General features: G+C 67.7%; 13 protein-coding genes. 6 read left to right on the forward strand and 7 right to left on the reverse strand.

Annotated features, from left to right (window positions below):
* The 5 genes from G6N49_RS27425 to G6N49_RS27445 all read left to right on the forward strand — a co-directional run bounded on the left by G6N49_RS27425 (position 1) and on the right by G6N49_RS27445 (position 7,112).
* Positions 1-786 carry an SDR family oxidoreductase gene (locus G6N49_RS27425; protein WP_011562023.1) on the forward strand — a complete coding sequence of 262 codons (786 nt, stop codon included), beginning with the start codon at positions 1-3 and terminating at the stop codon, positions 784-786.
* Positions 787-856: 70 nt separating this feature from the next.
* Positions 857-2,008 (forward strand): sulfotransferase family protein, encoded by a 1,152-nt coding sequence (locus G6N49_RS27430; RefSeq protein WP_011857127.1) that lies wholly within the window; start codon positions 857-859, stop codon positions 2,006-2,008.
* A gap of 598 nt (positions 2,009-2,606) precedes the next feature.
* Entirely contained in the window at positions 2,607-3,917 is a 1,311-nt protein-coding gene (locus G6N49_RS27435) for a nucleotide sugar dehydrogenase (protein WP_011857126.1), read from the forward strand.
* On the forward strand, positions 3,914-5,371 hold the full coding sequence (locus G6N49_RS27440) for a glycosyltransferase family 2 protein (RefSeq protein WP_011857125.1): 1,458 nt from the start codon (positions 3,914-3,916) through the stop codon (positions 5,369-5,371). Before G6N49_RS27435 ends, G6N49_RS27440 begins: the two co-directional genes overlap by 4 nt.
* Before the next feature lie 94 nt (positions 5,372-5,465).
* Complete coding sequence (locus tag G6N49_RS27445; protein ID WP_011857124.1) at positions 5,466-7,112, forward strand: polysaccharide deacetylase family protein; 1,647 nt, start codon at positions 5,466-5,468, stop codon at positions 7,110-7,112.
* Here the strand turns inward: G6N49_RS27445 and G6N49_RS27450 are convergent.
* The 3 genes from G6N49_RS27450 to G6N49_RS27460 form a co-directional block, all read right to left on the reverse strand.
* Positions 7,078-7,746, reverse strand: a complete 669-nt coding sequence (locus tag G6N49_RS27450; protein WP_235679588.1) for a hypothetical protein — start codon at positions 7,744-7,746, stop codon at positions 7,078-7,080. The two genes, G6N49_RS27445 and G6N49_RS27450, sit on opposite strands and share 35 nt — an antisense overlap.
* Before the next feature lie 88 nt (positions 7,747-7,834).
* Positions 7,835-8,305 (reverse strand): hypothetical protein, encoded by a 471-nt coding sequence (locus G6N49_RS27455; RefSeq protein WP_011857122.1) that lies wholly within the window; start codon positions 8,303-8,305, stop codon positions 7,835-7,837.
* Positions 8,302-9,459, reverse strand: a complete 1,158-nt coding sequence (locus G6N49_RS27460) for a 3-ketosteroid-9-alpha-monooxygenase, oxygenase component (RefSeq protein ID WP_011562017.1) — start codon at positions 9,457-9,459, stop codon at positions 8,302-8,304. The genes G6N49_RS27455 and G6N49_RS27460 overlap by 4 nt, the downstream gene beginning before the upstream one ends.
* 172 nt (positions 9,460-9,631) lie before the next feature.
* Here G6N49_RS27460 and G6N49_RS27465 point away from each other — a divergent pair, with 172 nt between their 5' ends.
* Positions 9,632-10,612: an MOSC domain-containing protein gene (locus G6N49_RS27465; protein WP_225892138.1), complete on the forward strand. Its 981-nt coding sequence runs from the start codon at positions 9,632-9,634 to the stop codon at positions 10,610-10,612.
* A gap of 10 nt (positions 10,613-10,622) precedes the next feature.
* On the opposite strand, the gene G6N49_RS27470 is transcribed toward G6N49_RS27465, so the two are convergent.
* From G6N49_RS27470 to G6N49_RS27485, 4 genes are read right to left on the reverse strand one after another with little or no spacing between them, the layout of a single operon-like run.
* Complete coding sequence (locus tag G6N49_RS27470; protein ID WP_011562015.1) at positions 10,623-11,267, reverse strand: hypothetical protein; 645 nt, start codon at positions 11,265-11,267, stop codon at positions 10,623-10,625.
* A 58-nt stretch (positions 11,268-11,325) separates the two neighbouring features.
* Complete coding sequence (locus G6N49_RS27475; protein ID WP_011857120.1) at positions 11,326-12,207, reverse strand: TIGR03619 family F420-dependent LLM class oxidoreductase; 882 nt, start codon at positions 12,205-12,207, stop codon at positions 11,326-11,328.
* A 2-nt stretch (positions 12,208-12,209) separates the two neighbouring features.
* Positions 12,210-13,388 carry a thiolase family protein gene (locus G6N49_RS27480; protein WP_011562013.1) on the reverse strand — a complete coding sequence of 393 codons (1,179 nt, stop codon included), beginning with the start codon at positions 13,386-13,388 and terminating at the stop codon, positions 12,210-12,212.
* On the reverse strand, positions 13,388-14,455 hold the full coding sequence (locus G6N49_RS27485; protein WP_011562012.1) for a thiolase family protein: 1,068 nt from the start codon (positions 14,453-14,455) through the stop codon (positions 13,388-13,390). Before G6N49_RS27485 ends, G6N49_RS27480 begins: the two co-directional genes overlap by 1 nt.
* Between the last annotated feature and the right edge of the window lie 4 nt (positions 14,456-14,459).

Consider the following 14,459-nt stretch of genomic DNA (forward strand, 5'->3'; position numbering starts at 1 on the left):
ATGGCGCTCGGGTTACTGAAGGACAAGGTCGTCGTCGTCAGCGGCGTCGGCCCGGCGCTCGGCACCACACTGGCCCGGCGCTGCGCGGAGGAGGGTGCCGACCTGGTGCTCGCCGCGCGCACGGTCGAACGCCTCGAGGACGTCGCCAAGCAGATCACCGATCTGGGGCGACGCGCGGTGTCGGTGGGCACGGACATCACCGACGAGGCGCAGGTGGCCAACCTGGTCGACCAGTCGCTCGAGGCCTACGGCAGGGTCGACGTGTTGATCAACAACGCCTTCAGGGTGCCGTCGATGAAGCCGTTCGCGAACACCACCTTCGAGCACATGCGCGACGCCATCGAGTTGACCGTGTTCGGCGCCCTGCGCATGGTCCAGGCCTTCACCCCGGCGCTGGCCGAAGCCAAGGGGTCCGTCGTCAACGTGAACTCGATGGTGGTGCGGCACTCCCAGGCCAAATACGGCGCCTACAAGATGGCCAAATCCGCGCTGCTGGCGATGTCACAGACGCTGGCCACCGAGCTCGGTGAACAAGGCATTCGAGTGAATTCGGTTGCCCCCGGATATATCTGGGGTGAAACCCTGAAGAGTTACTTCAATCACCAGGCGGGTAAGTACGGGACGACCGTCGAGGAGATCTACCAGGCGACCGCGGCGGCGTCCGACCTCAAGCGGTTGCCCACCGAGGACGAGGTGGCCTCGGCGATCCTGTTCATGGCCAGCGATCTGTCCAGCGGTATCACCGGGCAGACTCTGGATGTCAACTGCGGGGAGTACAAGGCATGAGTCCGAAGACGAGCGCGAGTGAGGATCGCAGCGAGGGACGAGCGAGGACCGGAGCGAGTGGGAGTCGAGCATGAATCGGAGCGGACGTACCGACGTGGGCACCGTCGAGGATCTGCACGCCTCGGCCGTGAAGGCCTGCGGTTTGGACGATTTCGGCTCCGATGACGACAACTACCGGGAGGCGCTCGACGTACTGCTCGAGTCCTACCGGCGTGACGCCGACCTGACCGAGTTCGGCAGCAAGATGCAGCGCTTCTTCGTCCGTAACGCGCTCGTTGCCCGTCTGGTCTCCGAGGCGGCGTTCAAGCAGTATCCCGAACACGCCGCCGTCGCGATCGAACGGCCGATCTTCGTCACCGGATTGCCGCGCACCGGCACGACGGCCGTGCACCGGCTGCTCGCCGCGGACCCGCGCCACCAGGGCCTGGAGTTGTGGCTGGCCGAGTTCCCACAACCCCGCCCACCGCGCGAGACATGGTCGGACAACCCCGTCTTCCGGCAACTTGACGCGCAGTTCACCAAGGCGCATGAGGAGAACCCGGACTACACGGGCCTGCACTTCATGACCGCCGACGAGGTGGAGGAGTGCTGGCAGCTGTTACGGCAGTCGCTGCACTCGGTGTCCTACGAGACGCTGGCCCACGTGCCTACATACTCGCAGTGGCTGGCGCGTCAGGACTGGACCAAACCGTATCAGCGGCACCGCCGCAATCTGCAGCTCATCGGGCTCAACGATCGCGAAAAGCGTTGGGTGCTCAAGAATCCCAGCCACCTGTTCGCGTTGGACGCGCTGTTCGCGACGTATCCGGACGCGCTCGTGGTGCAATGCCACCGGCCGGCCGAGACGATCATGGCATCGATGTGCTCACTCGCCCAGCACACCACCGAGGGCTGGTCGAACACGTTCGTCGGCGATGTCATCGGCGCCGACTCGATGGAGACGTGGTCGCGCGGTCTCGAACTGTTCAATGCCGAACGCGCCAAACATGATCCGGCGCAGTTCTACGATCTGGACTACTTCGCGCTGATCAAGGATCCGATCAGCGTCGTCGAGGACATCTACCGGACATTCGGCATCGAGTTCACCGACGGGGCCCGGGAGGCCATGGCCAGGACGCACGAGGAAAGCCAGCGGGGCCCTCGTGCACCCAAACACACCTACTCGCTGGCCGATTACGGTTTGACCGCCGAACAGGTCAAGGAGCGCTTCGCGGGTCTGTGACCCGACGCTCGAATCACGCCGCCGGCTGACGGCGGCTTTCGCCGGAGCGGTCATCTCCGACCGATCCATCACCGCGTGACCCGCCGGGTCGCGCGGTTTTCGGCGTTTCGGCATCGGACACCTCGTAACCGTCGTTTGCGTGCGGCTCTCTGGCAACGATCCTTGCCCAGTGGCCTTCGGTCCATGAACTACCACTACGACGTACTAAGAATTTGCTGAATATGCACCAAGGGGGGTGTGATGTACGCAACTGCAACCGGTTCTTGCGTCGCCAGTAGGCCTAGGAAGCGGAATAAGCGCAGGTAAGCGTGCTTATTGTCTGGTGAGCACGCTTCCGTGGGCCGTGATCGCTGACGTCGGTGTCAGTAGCGATTAGGAAGTCTTGGCGAATTGCTTGATTGCGCCATTGACGGATGGTAGCGTCCCGTTTCGCACCGCCGACCGAAGTTTTCAGGAAATCGGAAAGCGTGTGCTCACCCCTGCAGCTCACGTCGGGTCGCAGGGTCAGGGGAGGGGGGCACATGGCACGGTCCGACTTCCTCTATCGCCGGGCCGGCGATTTCGCCGCCCGCGTCCACCGCTTCCCCGAAGGGACGTCATGACCACGTTCTGCGAACCGACTGTCAGCGACCATCTCCGCAGTGACGTGGCGCAGCCACTACACGGCGTGGGCATCGTCGGACTCGGCTATGTCGGACTGCCCACCGCGCTCGCGATCGCCGAATCCGGTGTCGCCGTCCTCGGCTGCGACATCAGCGAGTCGCGGATCGCGGCGATCAAGGCCCAGCGGGTCGACCTCCTGGCCGGCGACCTCATGAGCCTGAACCGCCTACTCGACACCGACCTGTTGACGCTGACCACCGAGGTCGCCGGACTCGCGGCGGTGGACACCGTCCTGATCTGTGTGCCGACGCCGGTCGACACCCATCTGGTCCCCGATCTGACCGCGCTGCGCGCCGCATGCGCCACCGTCGTCGATGCGGCTCGGCCCGGGCAGACGATCGTGTTGACCTCCACCACCTATTTGGGGTGCACCCGCGAACTGTTGGTCGAGCCCCTTGCGCGGCGCGGTCTGGTCGCCGGCCGTGACGTGTTCGTCGCCTTCAGCCCCGAGCGGATCGACCCCGGCTCACCGGCCCATGTCCCCGAGCGGACACCGCGCGTGGTCGGTGGTGTGACCGATGCGTGCGCCGTCCAGGCGACGCGGACGCTCGTCCGGTCCGCCGCATCTGTGCACCAGGTGTCCAGCCCCGAGGCCGCCGAGCTGACCAAGCTGCTCGAGAACACCTTTCGGGCCGTGAACATCGCGCTGGCCAACGAGTTCTCCGACGTCGCAAAGAACTTCGGCGTCGACGTCATGGAGGTGATCTCCGCGGCGGCGACCAAGCCCTACGGTTTCATGCCGTTCCGCCCCGGCCCGGGCGTCGGCGGACACTGCATCCCGTGCGATCCGCACTACCTGCTGTGGCAGCTGAAAGCCACCAGGCTGCCGTCACCCGTCACCGAAGCCGCCATGGCATCCATCGCCTCGCGTCCGCAGGCGGTGGTCAACCGGGCGCAGGAACTGCTCGCGGAGGAGGGTCGGCCGCTGGCCGGGTCGCGGATCCTCGTCGTCGGCGTCGCATACAAACCGGCCGTCGCCGACGTACGCGAGTCGCCCGCCCTGCACATCCTCGAAGAACTGCACCGCCGCGGCGCCGAGGTCGCCTTCACCGACGCGATGGTGGAGAGCGTGTGGACCGAGTCCGGGCACCTCGCGCGGGAAACCGATCCGGCGCAGGGCGATTGGGATCTGGTCATCGCGCACACGCTGCACCCGGCGGCTGATCACACCTGGTTGTCCACGGTCCCCCTGCTGCTCGACGCCGCCTACGGCCTGCCCGACCTGCCTCAGCGGAGGGTGCTTTGAGCACGGTCGACACCTTGGCGCCACCGTCGGTGCGGGAGCCCCGGAGCCTCGCATTCGCCGGATGGCTCGACTCCAGACCGGCGGAGGTGCGTCGCGGACTGCGCAGGGTGCTGGTCCTGATCGGGCTGATGCCGCTGATCGTGCTGCTCGCCGTGCAGGCGCCGCTGTTATCGCACGGGGCGCTGCTGCTGGGATACGGGATGCTCGTCCTGACCGCCACCGTCTCGATGATGTATCTCGGCTTCGCGCGCTACGAGGATCCCAGCGTCCACCCTTCGACGGATGCCGGTGCGCGTGACCGGTGCGACTTCCCCGCGCTGCCGCCCCTGCCGCGGGTGAGTCTGCTCGTCGCGGTCCGGGACGAGGTGGACGGTATCGAAGAGTGCGTCCGCACCATGGTCGGTTCGGCGTACCCCGACCTCGAAGTGATCGTCATCGACGACGCGTCGACCGACGGGACGCCCGACGTGCTCCGGCGGTTGGCCGCCGAACTCGATGTGACCGTGATCTTCAAGGAGATCAACCAGGGCAAGAAACACGCCCTCACCGACGGGGTGCGCGTCGCCTCCGGTGAGGTTCTGGCATTCACCGACTCCGACTGCGTGCTCGCACCGGACGCCCTGTCGCGCTGCGTGCGCGCACTGGTCGAGAATCCGCGGCTGGGTGCGGTCAGCGGTCACGCACGCGCACTCAACGCCGCCGACACCGTGCTGACCCGCGCCCAGGACACCTGGTACGACGGCCAGTTCAGGGTGGCCAAGGCCGCCGAGGCCACCTTCGGCAACGTCACCTGCGTCTCGGGGCCACTGGCCGTGTTCCGCCGCGACGCGATCGTCAACTACCTGCCGGCGTGGGCCAACGACACGTTCCTCGGCCGCGAATTCCGCTTCGCCACCGACCGGCAACTCACCGGATACGTGCTCGGCCAGGTGTGGAAGGGGCAGGCGCTCAAGCGCCGCTACGCGGACGATCCGCTGGTCGCCGATCACGACCATCCCGAACGGCGTTGGCTGGTCGGCTATGTGCGCTCCGCGCACGTGTGGACGACGGTGCCCGCCCGGTTCCGGCCGTTCCTCAAACAGCAGGTGCGGTGGAAGAAGAGCTTCATCCGGAACCTGTGCTTCACCGGGTCGTTCATGTGGCGGCGCGGGTTCGGTGCGGCGGCCCTGTTCTACGGTCACGTCCTGTTCGTGGCGGTGGCGCCGTTGATGGCCGTGCGCCATCTGGTCTGGGCGCCGGCCAACGGACTGTATTTCCTCACGCTGCTCTACCTGTGCGGGGTGGTGACCAAAGGGTTCGCCTGGGCGCTCGCCTTCAAGATCTCCAACCCGGGCAACCCGCTGTGGCGTTACCGCCTGTTGATGGCGGTCCTCGGCTCGATGCTGTTGTCCTGGTTGCTGCCCTATTCGCTGGCCACCATCCGCAAGGGCACATGGGCGCGAGGTGCCCAATGAGACTGCGCCGACTGCGCATCCGGCTCGTCGACCTGGTGTTCCTCGCCGCCGGCGCGCTGGTGTTCTTGATCGTCCTGACGAATGGAATGTTCTGGTGACCGCGACGTCGACGCCCCGCACCCCATGGCGGACCCGGATCGTGCGGGCTTCGGTTCGCGCCGCGTTCGCGCTCGTCGCCGCGGCGCTGCTGGCGGCGCCCTTCGGGCTGGCGTGGTATCTGCACGTGCGCGGACTGCAGGTGAGCGAGCAGTTCTACACGCCCGCTTCGTCACTCGCGGCCGACCAGGACGCGCTCGCAGAGACCCTGCGATCCGAACTGCCTGACCGCGCGGCCCCGGTCGTCCTCGCCTACCACGACATCCGGCCGATGACGGCGACGGAGGACCAGCCCGACCCCGCCGCGGATCCGCGACACCATCTCGTCGTCACGCCGGAGGCGTTCGATGCGCAGCTCACCGCGCTGCGGGCCGCGGGCTACACCTCCATCACGTCCGATCAGTACGTGGACTACCTGGCAGGTGGCGAGGTCCCGGAACGGTCGGTGCTCCTCACGTTCGACGACGGCACGCACGGACTGTGGACATACGCGGACAAGATCCTCGAGCGACACGGGATGCACGCGGTGTCGTTCCTCATCACCGGCAATGTCGGCGCGAAACGGCCGTATTACCTGTCGTGGCAGGAGATCGAGCGGATGGCCGACTCCGGCCGGTGGGACTTCCAGTCGCACACCCGGAAGATGCACGCCCGGCTGCCGATCGATGCCGCGGGCACCCTGGCATCCGAGATGACGCACCGCCGTTGGCTTTTCGAGAAGAACCGGTCAGAGACGCTCGACGAGTTCGAAGGCAAGATCAGAACCGACCTGCTGGCGTCGGTACAGGACATCGTCGACCACGGACTGCCGCGTCCGACACTGTTCGCCTTCCCGTTCTCCGACGGATACGACGAAGACCGCGCCTCGAGCGACCCACAGGCTGCCGCGACCGCGCTGACGGTCGTCCGGGAGATCTTCGCGGGCGCGTTCAACAACGCACCCCCGCAGCCACTGCCCGCCGGTGCCCGGGCCGCGGCGGTGGGAATGACGGGCCGCATCGAGCTGACCGTCGACTCCACCGTCGAGGGGTTGCTCGAGAGCGTCCGCGCGAAAACGCCTGTCGCCCCGGGCCATGCTGCACCGTCACGCCGCCCCGATCTGTGGACACGGCTGAGCGACGACACCAAGGCCCCATTGCGCATAGAGGGGAGGGACGTTCGCTTCGACGGGCCGGGCCGGTGGTCGGGTGCCGCGTACGGACGTGAGGCGACGGCGGACTGGGCGTCGTACACGGCGACGGTCACTGTGGGCGGGTTGGCGGCACGTGGTGTGGAGAACGGGGCGCTGATCGCCAGGGTCGGCACCGGCGAAGAGGTGTCGGTCCAGGTCAGCGCGGAGTACGCCCGGGTGTCGATCGGGCTCGGTCCGGCGTGGAAGGTGTTGCGTGACCTGCCGTTGCCGCCCGGTGACCGGCACACCGTCACCATGGAGGTGTCGCCGACGGCCATCGGCGTGGTCGTGGACGGCTCGGCCCGGATGTCGGTCCCGGCCGGCGGTGGGCCCGCCGAGTACGGCGGTATCGGGCTGAGCAGTTCGCGGACCACGGAGGCCGCACCGTGGCCGGTCTTCACCGACCTCTCGGTCACCCCGGGCCGGGACGTTCCGAATGTCAAAGCGGGGGTAGGGGTTCCGACCCGAAGCTGACGCGCAGATCGTCGAGGCGCAGCTCGGCGTTGTCGCCCCGTATCCCGACCGAGCCCGCATGCAGCGGCGGGCAGCCTGTACCGCTGTCGACCGCCGTCACGGTGTGCCCGTCGCGCTCAGCGGAGATCGCCACGGTTCCGTCCGGGCGGTTGCGGACCGCGACGGAGACACGCTGCCACACGCCGAACGGTATCGGCGTGTCCGGCACGACGGCGCTGAGGTCGAAGTAGGTGCCCCCGTTGGAGTCGCCGCCGTCGCACTTCTTCTTGATCACCACCGTCGCGTCGCGGCGGTCCACGCTGACCGCATAGAGCTGCCGGTCGGACTGGTACCGCACAAAGATGTGGGCCCCGTCGAAGCTGCGGGCGGGTGTCCGCCCGGTGGTGACCAACTGTGTCACCTCGAGCATCAGCGAGAGGTCCACATCGGTGAGATCACCTCGCCGCGAGACCATCCGGAACACCGCCGATCCCGTGTCGCCCTCGTGGCCGCCGTCGTCGGGGATCCCGGTCCAGCCCTGCCCGTCGTCGCGGAACAGCGATCCGCTGGTGACCTCCCAGCCGAAACCACCGTCACCCGAACGTTTCTCCGCTGCGATCAACCCGTCCGGACCGGTGAACGAGTCCTCCAACACGGTGGGATTCGACCCGCACGCCGCACCGCATACGACGAGTATCAGGCAGGCGACCGCACGTGATGCCGTCCGCCGCACCTGCCCGGGACTAACCGTCGCCGGGGGAGGGTGCGGTGGAGCTCTCCTCCAGACACCCTTCGGCGACAGCGTGTTTGATGCTGTCCGCCAACCTCGGACAGGCCTTCGTCCGGGCGGGCTGCCCACCGGCCTCCCGCACCTCGCTGAAGTATGCACAGCGCTGGGACGCCTCGGAACTCCACTGCACCGACGTGTGGCCGCGTCCGAGTTTCTTGACCTTGACCGACACGTGACAGAACCGGCAGTCCACCGCCACCAGACCGGAGTTCAGATAGCGCTCACGGTCCCGCCGGGTGGCTTCGCGCACTGCCGCCGCCCGCTCTTCGTCGTCGGCGAAGCTCGGCGCCTTCGACCAGCTCTTGCGCCCTCCGGTCGACGGTGCGGGGTGGTCGTGACCGTCGTCGTCGTGGCCGCCGTGCAGCAGGAGCATCGACCGGGCCAGCCGGTCGACTTCGGCGTCCTGCTCCTCCGGTGAGGTCATGGGGTCGGCTGTTCGGCTTTCTCGCCCTCGCGGCGCGCGAGATTCTCCTGAACCTCGGTGTTCCAGTACTCGTTGGCCGCGGTGGTGTCGACCTCGATCTCGAAACGGTCCGTCATCTCCGGGGTCACGTCGGCGACGTCGACGTAGAACTGCTGATACCAGCGGCGCAGCTGGTAGACCGCGCCGTCCTCTTCGACCAGCAGCGGATTGTCGATACGCGTCTTGTGCTTCCAGATCTCGACGTCCTGCAGGAAGCCCTTGCTGACGCCGTCGGTGAACGTCCGCGCCAGCTTGTCGGTCATCTTCTCGTCCATGCCCTTGGGCTTCTCGACGATGACGCCCCACTGCAGCACGAACGAATCCTGGGTCACCGGGTAGTGGCAGTTGATCAGGATGGACTCGGCCTTGTAGCCGCCGTAGTTGTTGTGCAGCCAGTTGATCATGAACGACGGCCCGAAATACGACGCCTCGGAGTCGAGGTGCGCTTCGCCGTAGGTGGTGCCCATGTCGTTGACGTCGGGGCGGCCCACATTGTGCAGGTACTGGCTGGCGATGTGGCCCTCGAACACGTTCTTGAAGTACGTGGGCAGCCCGAAGTGGATGTAGAAGAAGTGCGCCATGTCGGTGACGTTGTCGATGATCTCGCGGCAGTTCGCGCCCTCGATCAGGATCGAGTTCCACCGCCAGTCGGTCCACTCGTCGCTGGCGAACTCCGGGATCTCGGGGATGCGCACCTCGGGGGGAGGCGGGTTGCCCTCGTGGTCGTGCCAGACGAACAGCAGACCGCTGCGCACGTCGGTGGTCCAGGCGCGGGTGCGGGCCAGCCGCGGCGTCCGCTTGGCGTAGGGCACGAGCTTGCACTTGCCGTCGCCGCCCCAGCGCCAGTCGTGGAAGGGGCAGGCGACCTCGTCACCCTTGATGGTGCCCTGGGACAGGTCACCGCCCATGTGCCGGCAGTAGCCGTCGAGGATTTTGACGTCGCCCTTCGAATCGGCGAACACCACGAGTTTGGTGCCGAACGCCTCGACGGAGTGCGGTTCGCCGTCGAGGTAGTCGTTGACCGGGCCGAGGCAGTGCCAGCCCCTGGCGTACCGGTCGGGCAGGGTTCCGGTGTCGATCTCGCGAATGCCGCTGTGGGCGGTGTCGGTACTCACCTGGGCGCCTCCAAAGTCCCGGCCACGATATCGAGGCCTCTAACTAGAACACGTTACAGTTTTGTCCACTGATCTCGCAATGATTGGCGCGTGACCTGGGGCATACCCCGTGATCGGGGGTTCTGAACAGATATCCGGGGCGGACCCCGCCGCTCCGCCGTACCGTTGCGGCATGCGAGTCGGTCAGGTCGTCGCGATGTGGCGCTATCCGGTCAAATCCCTCGGCGGTGAGGCCCTCGAGCAGGCGGAGTTCGGGCCGCGCGGTGTGCACGGCGACCGTCTGTGGGCGGTGCGCGACGTCGAACGTGACATCACCGCGACCGCCCGCCGGGTACCGGCGCTGCTGAAGGCGACCGCCCGCTACTGCGCGCCGCCTCCGCCCCACGCCGGACCGGGCCGGGTGCCCGAGGTCGAGATCACCTTCCCCGACGGCGCGGTGCTGCGCTCCGACGACGCCGGCGTGCACGCCAAGCTGTCCGAACTGGCCGGCCGCGAGATGCGGCTGACCGCGCTTCCGCCTGCGTCCGACACCAGCCTGCACCGCCTGGGCCTGACGGATCCCGACAACTCACCGATCGCCTCGATGCGTTCGGACTTCGGGATCGCCGAGGGGGAGAGGCTGCCCGATCTGTCGATGATGCGGATCTCGGACCTGACGCTGCTCGCGCGCTACTCGACACCGCCCGGGATGTTCGTCGACCTGGCGCCGGTGCACGTCATGACCACGGCCAGCCTGGCGACCATCGGCGCGGCGATCGGCGAGGCCGACGTCGACGTCCGTCGCTTCCGGCCCAATGTGCTCATCGCCGCCGACGACCCGGACGACGGTCTGCCGGAATCGCACTGGACGGGCGGACACCTGACGCTCGGTGGGGTGAAGCTCGAGGTGACCATGCCGACCATCCGCTGTGTGGTTCCGAGCCGAGCCCAGCCCGGGCTGGAGGTCGATCGCAGGATCACCAGGGCGGTCGCCGAAAAGGCGGACCGGTGCCTGGGCAGCTACTGCTGGGTCGACTCCGGCGGTGTGGTCGGCGTCGGCGACGAGGTGGCGCTCGAACCGCACCGGCACAGCAGGTTCGGCGACGCGACCCGGCGCGGTAAGCGCGCGGTGTTCGGACTCGCCACGGCCGCGGTCGACCGGCTGACCCGGTGATCGGGCACGGTCACTCTTCGTCTGTGAGCCCGGTGCGCAGCGCGATCAGCTGCATCTTGCCGACGGTGAAGACGAATTCGTCGGTGGTGGCGTCGCCTGGTGCGCTCTCGAAGTGCAACCGGACCAGCGCGGGCCCGTGGGTGTAGATCAGCAGTGTGGCGGCCTTCGGGCCTTCGGCGGACATGCCGACGACGATGGTGCCGTCGGTGCCCACCGGTGCGGGCCGGGGCGTACCGCCCACCACCGTCTTCTCCACCGCGGGCAGGGCGTTGCGCAACGTCGCGGTCGCGGTGGCGGCGTCGGGGTAGACCACGACGGTGTCGGAGATGGCCCGGGTGTCCTCGGCGTTGACGAACAGTGCGCTCGCCCCCGGGAGTCCGCCGGGACTGCCGCTCGTCGACCGGACGGTGAAGGTGTCCTCGTCGTCGCTGATGTCGCTGGCCTGCAACAACAGTTGGCTGTAGTCCCTATGGGCGGCGTCATTGCCGGCGGCCGGGCTTGTCGTGGTGACGGTCGGCACCGGCTCGACGGCCGGCACCGCCGGATCGCCTGCGACTTCTCCCTCGGGCGTGTCACAGCCGACGGTGGCGGCGCCGGCCAGCAGCACCGCGGCGGCCACCGACTTCACTGTCGTCTGCCGGTGGGCTGGGAACACGTGAGTTCGCCTCCGGTGGTGGGTGGCTGTTCACCCCCAACGTACGCCGCCGCCGCGGTCAGTACTTCTGCCACCCCGAGTGGATGTAGGTGTCGGCGAACCGCTTCATCGAATCCTTCTTCTTCTCCAGCGGCGCGTCGAAACTCAAGCCGTCAAAGACCCATGGGATGACGATGTTGTCGGTGACGCCCGCCTCGGCGAGTTCGCGGTGGCCGTCGACGCCGAACTTGTCGATGCACACCGCCTGGAACTCGAATGGCTCAGCCTCGCGGCCGAATTCGGCACGTAGGTCGTTGAGCTTGCGGATCGTCTCGCCGAGTTGTTCGCCGGTCATCATCGCGCTGGTCCAGCCGTCACCCACCCGCGCCGCCCGTTTGAGAGCAACGTCGGTGTGGCCGCCCACGTAGAACGGAACCGGTTCGGACGGCGCCGGGCTCATCTGCAACCGGTCGAAGTCGAAGAACTCGCCGTGGAACTCGACCATACCGCCGGCGAGCACCAGCTTGAGGATCTCGATCATCTCGTCGACCCGCTTGCCGCGCCGCGCGAACGGCACCCCGCACCACTCGAACTCCTCTGGCGCCCAACCGATTCCGACGCCGAAGCCGAACCGGTTGTGTGTCAGGTTCGCAACCGAGCCGACCTGCCGGGCCAGCAGCAGGGGATTGCGCGATCCGAGCTTCATCACGTTGGTGTAGAACCGCAGTGTCGAGGTCACCGCACCCATCGCCGCGGCCGCGATCAGGGGGTCCACCCACGGCGTGTCGGCGTTCCACATCCGCGACCCGTCGGGGGTGTAGGGGTAGTCCGCCGCCTGCTTCTCCATGTAGAACAGCGAATCCGGCAGCGCGATAGCGTCGAACCCGACCTCTTCGGCGCATCTCGCGAGCTCGGTCAACTCGTCGACGGGACCCATCGCGATGCTGACCGTGTACTTCATGGTCACGGCTGCGTCCGCTTGTCGGAGCTCACCACCCACATCGAGTAGTACTGCGAGCCACCGCCGTACGCATGTCCGAGGGCTTTGCGGGCGCCCTCCACCTGATGTTCGCCGGCCTTGCCCATCACCTGGATGGCGGCCTCGGCGAAGCGGATCATCCCCGACGCGCCGATCGGGTTCGACGAGAGCACACCACCGGACGGGTTGACCGGCAGCCGCCCGCCGATCGCCGTCTCACCGGCCTCGGTGAGTTTCCAACCCTCGCCCTCGGCGGCGAACCCGAGGTTCTCCAGCCACATCGGTTCGAACCAGGAGAAGGGGACGTAGATCTCCGCCACGTCGATCTCGTCGATCGGGCTGTTGATCCCGGCCGCCGCCCACAGCGCCTTGGCGGCGTCGCGGCCGGCCTGCGGGTTCACCTGATCGCGGCCCGCATAGGCCAGCGGTTCGGTGCGCAGCGCGGTGGCGTGGATCCACGCCACCGGATGGCCCTCGGCGACACGGCTGTCCGCGGCCTCCTCGTCGCCGATCACCAGCGCGCAGGCACCGTCGGAGGACGGGCAGGTCTCGTCGAAACGGATCGGGTCCCACAGCATCTGCGAGGACAGCACCTTCTCCAGCGTGATGTCGGGCTGATGCAGGTGGGCCAGCGGGTTCTTCGCACCGTTGAGCCGGTCCTTGACGGCCACCATCGCCCCGATGTGCGTCGGCGCACCCGACCGGCGGATGTAGGCCCGCACGTGCGGTGCGAAGTAGCCGCCGGCGCCGGCGCCGACCGGCTTGGTGAACGGCACCGGAATGCTCAACGCCCACATGGCGTTCGATTCGGACTGCTTCTCCCACGCCATCGCCAGCACGCGGCGGTACTTGCCGGACTGCACCAGGCTGGCGGCCACCACCGCGGTGGACCCGCCGACCGATCCTGCGGTGTGCACGCGGATCATCGGCTTGTTGGTGGCGCCGACGGCGTCGGCGAGGAACAGTTCGGGCATCATGACGCCTTCGAAGAAGTCCGGCGCCTTGCCCACCACCACGGCGTCGATGTCGTCCATCGTGGCGCCGGCGTCGGCGAGCGCGCGGTCGATGGCCTCGCGCACCAGGCCGTTCATCGACACGTCCTGGCGCTTGGCGACGTACTTGGTCTGCCCGGTGCCCAGCACCGCTGCCATGTTCTTCGCCATCAGTTCTTGCCGTCCCTTCCCTCGAGGACCGCGACCAGGTTCTGTTGCAGCGCAGGGCCACTGGTGGCGTGCGCGAGCACCCGCTGCGCCGAGCCGTCGAATATGTGGCGGGCGGCGAAGCCGATCCGCTCCAGGCCGGCCGAGAACATCGGATTGGCGGCCAGCGTGCCGCCGGACGGGTTGATCTTCGTCGAATCCGACAGCCCGATGGCCTCTTTGAGGATGAGGTGCTGATGGGTGAACGGTGCGTAGATCTCGGCGACGTCGATGGACCCTGCGTCCCCGCCGGTGGCGGCCTGCGCGGAGGCGGCGGTCGACGGTGACGTGGTCAGGTCGCGGGCCCCCAGGATCGGTGTTTCGATGCGGTGCTCGAAACCGGTGATCCAGGCCGGGTTTTCGCGGAGTTCGCGGGCCCGGTCACCGGCGGCCAGCACGATCGCCGACGCACCGTCGGTGATCGGGGCGATGTCGTGCCGGCGCAGTGGCTCGGCGAAGTACGGGCGGTCGAGGAGTTCGTCGATGCTCTTGGCCGGCTTCTCGCGGTCCGTGCGCTCGCTGACCGCGAACGAGTCCAGCGCGACCTGCGCCATCTGCTCGGCGGTCCACTTCCCGGCGTCCAGGCCGAGTCGCGCCTGCAGACCGGCGATCGACACCGAATCCGGCCACAGCGGCGCGACGGTGTACGGGTCGGTCTGCAGCGCCAGCACCCGGCGCAGCGTGCCGGCGCTGGACTTGCCGAAGCCGTAGACCAGCGCCGTCTCCACCTCGCCGGTGAGGATCTTGATGTAGGCCTCGTACAGCGCCCACGCGGCGTCCATCTCGACGTGCGATTCGTTGATCGGCGGGACGGCGCCGATGGAGTCGATCGCGGAGATGAACGAGAAGGCTCGGCCGGCAAGGTAATCCGACGATCCGGAGCACCAGAAGCCGATGTCGGCCTTGGTGATGCCGAGGTCTTCGTAAAGTTCGGCGAAACACGGCATCAACATCTCGACGCCGTTGGTGGTGCCCCAGGTGCGGCGCACGTGCGGTGCGTGTGCGAAGCCCACCACTGCAATCTCGGTCATGGCT

Source organism: Mycolicibacterium monacense (assembly GCF_010731575.1).
GTDB lineage: Bacteria > Actinomycetota > Actinomycetes > Mycobacteriales > Mycobacteriaceae > Mycobacterium > Mycobacterium monacense.

What these genes read in the sequence shown, in the direction of transcription:
- G6N49_RS27425 (WP_011562023.1), top strand. Translation starts at nt 1, where the DNA reads ATGGCGCTCGGGTTACTGAAGGACAAGGTCGTCGTCGTCAGCGGCGTC.
- G6N49_RS27430 (WP_011857127.1), top strand. Translation starts at nt 857, where the DNA reads ATGAATCGGAGCGGACGTACCGACGTGGGCACCGTCGAGGATCTGCAC.
- G6N49_RS27435 (WP_011857126.1), top strand. Translation starts at nt 2,607, where the DNA reads ATGACCACGTTCTGCGAACCGACTGTCAGCGACCATCTCCGCAGTGAC.
- G6N49_RS27455 (WP_011857122.1), bottom strand. Translation starts at nt 8,305, where the DNA reads ATGACCTCACCGGAGGAGCAGGACGCCGAAGTCGACCGGCTGGCCCGG.
- G6N49_RS27465 (WP_225892138.1), top strand. Translation starts at nt 9,632, where the DNA reads ATGCGAGTCGGTCAGGTCGTCGCGATGTGGCGCTATCCGGTCAAATCC.
- G6N49_RS27475 (WP_011857120.1), bottom strand. Translation starts at nt 12,207, where the DNA reads ATGAAGTACACGGTCAGCATCGCGATGGGTCCCGTCGACGAGTTGACC.
- G6N49_RS27480 (WP_011562013.1), bottom strand. Translation starts at nt 13,388, where the DNA reads ATGGCGAAGAACATGGCAGCGGTGCTGGGCACCGGGCAGACCAAGTAC.
- G6N49_RS27485 (WP_011562012.1), bottom strand. Translation starts at nt 14,455, where the DNA reads ATGACCGAGATTGCAGTGGTGGGCTTCGCACACGCACCGCACGTGCGC.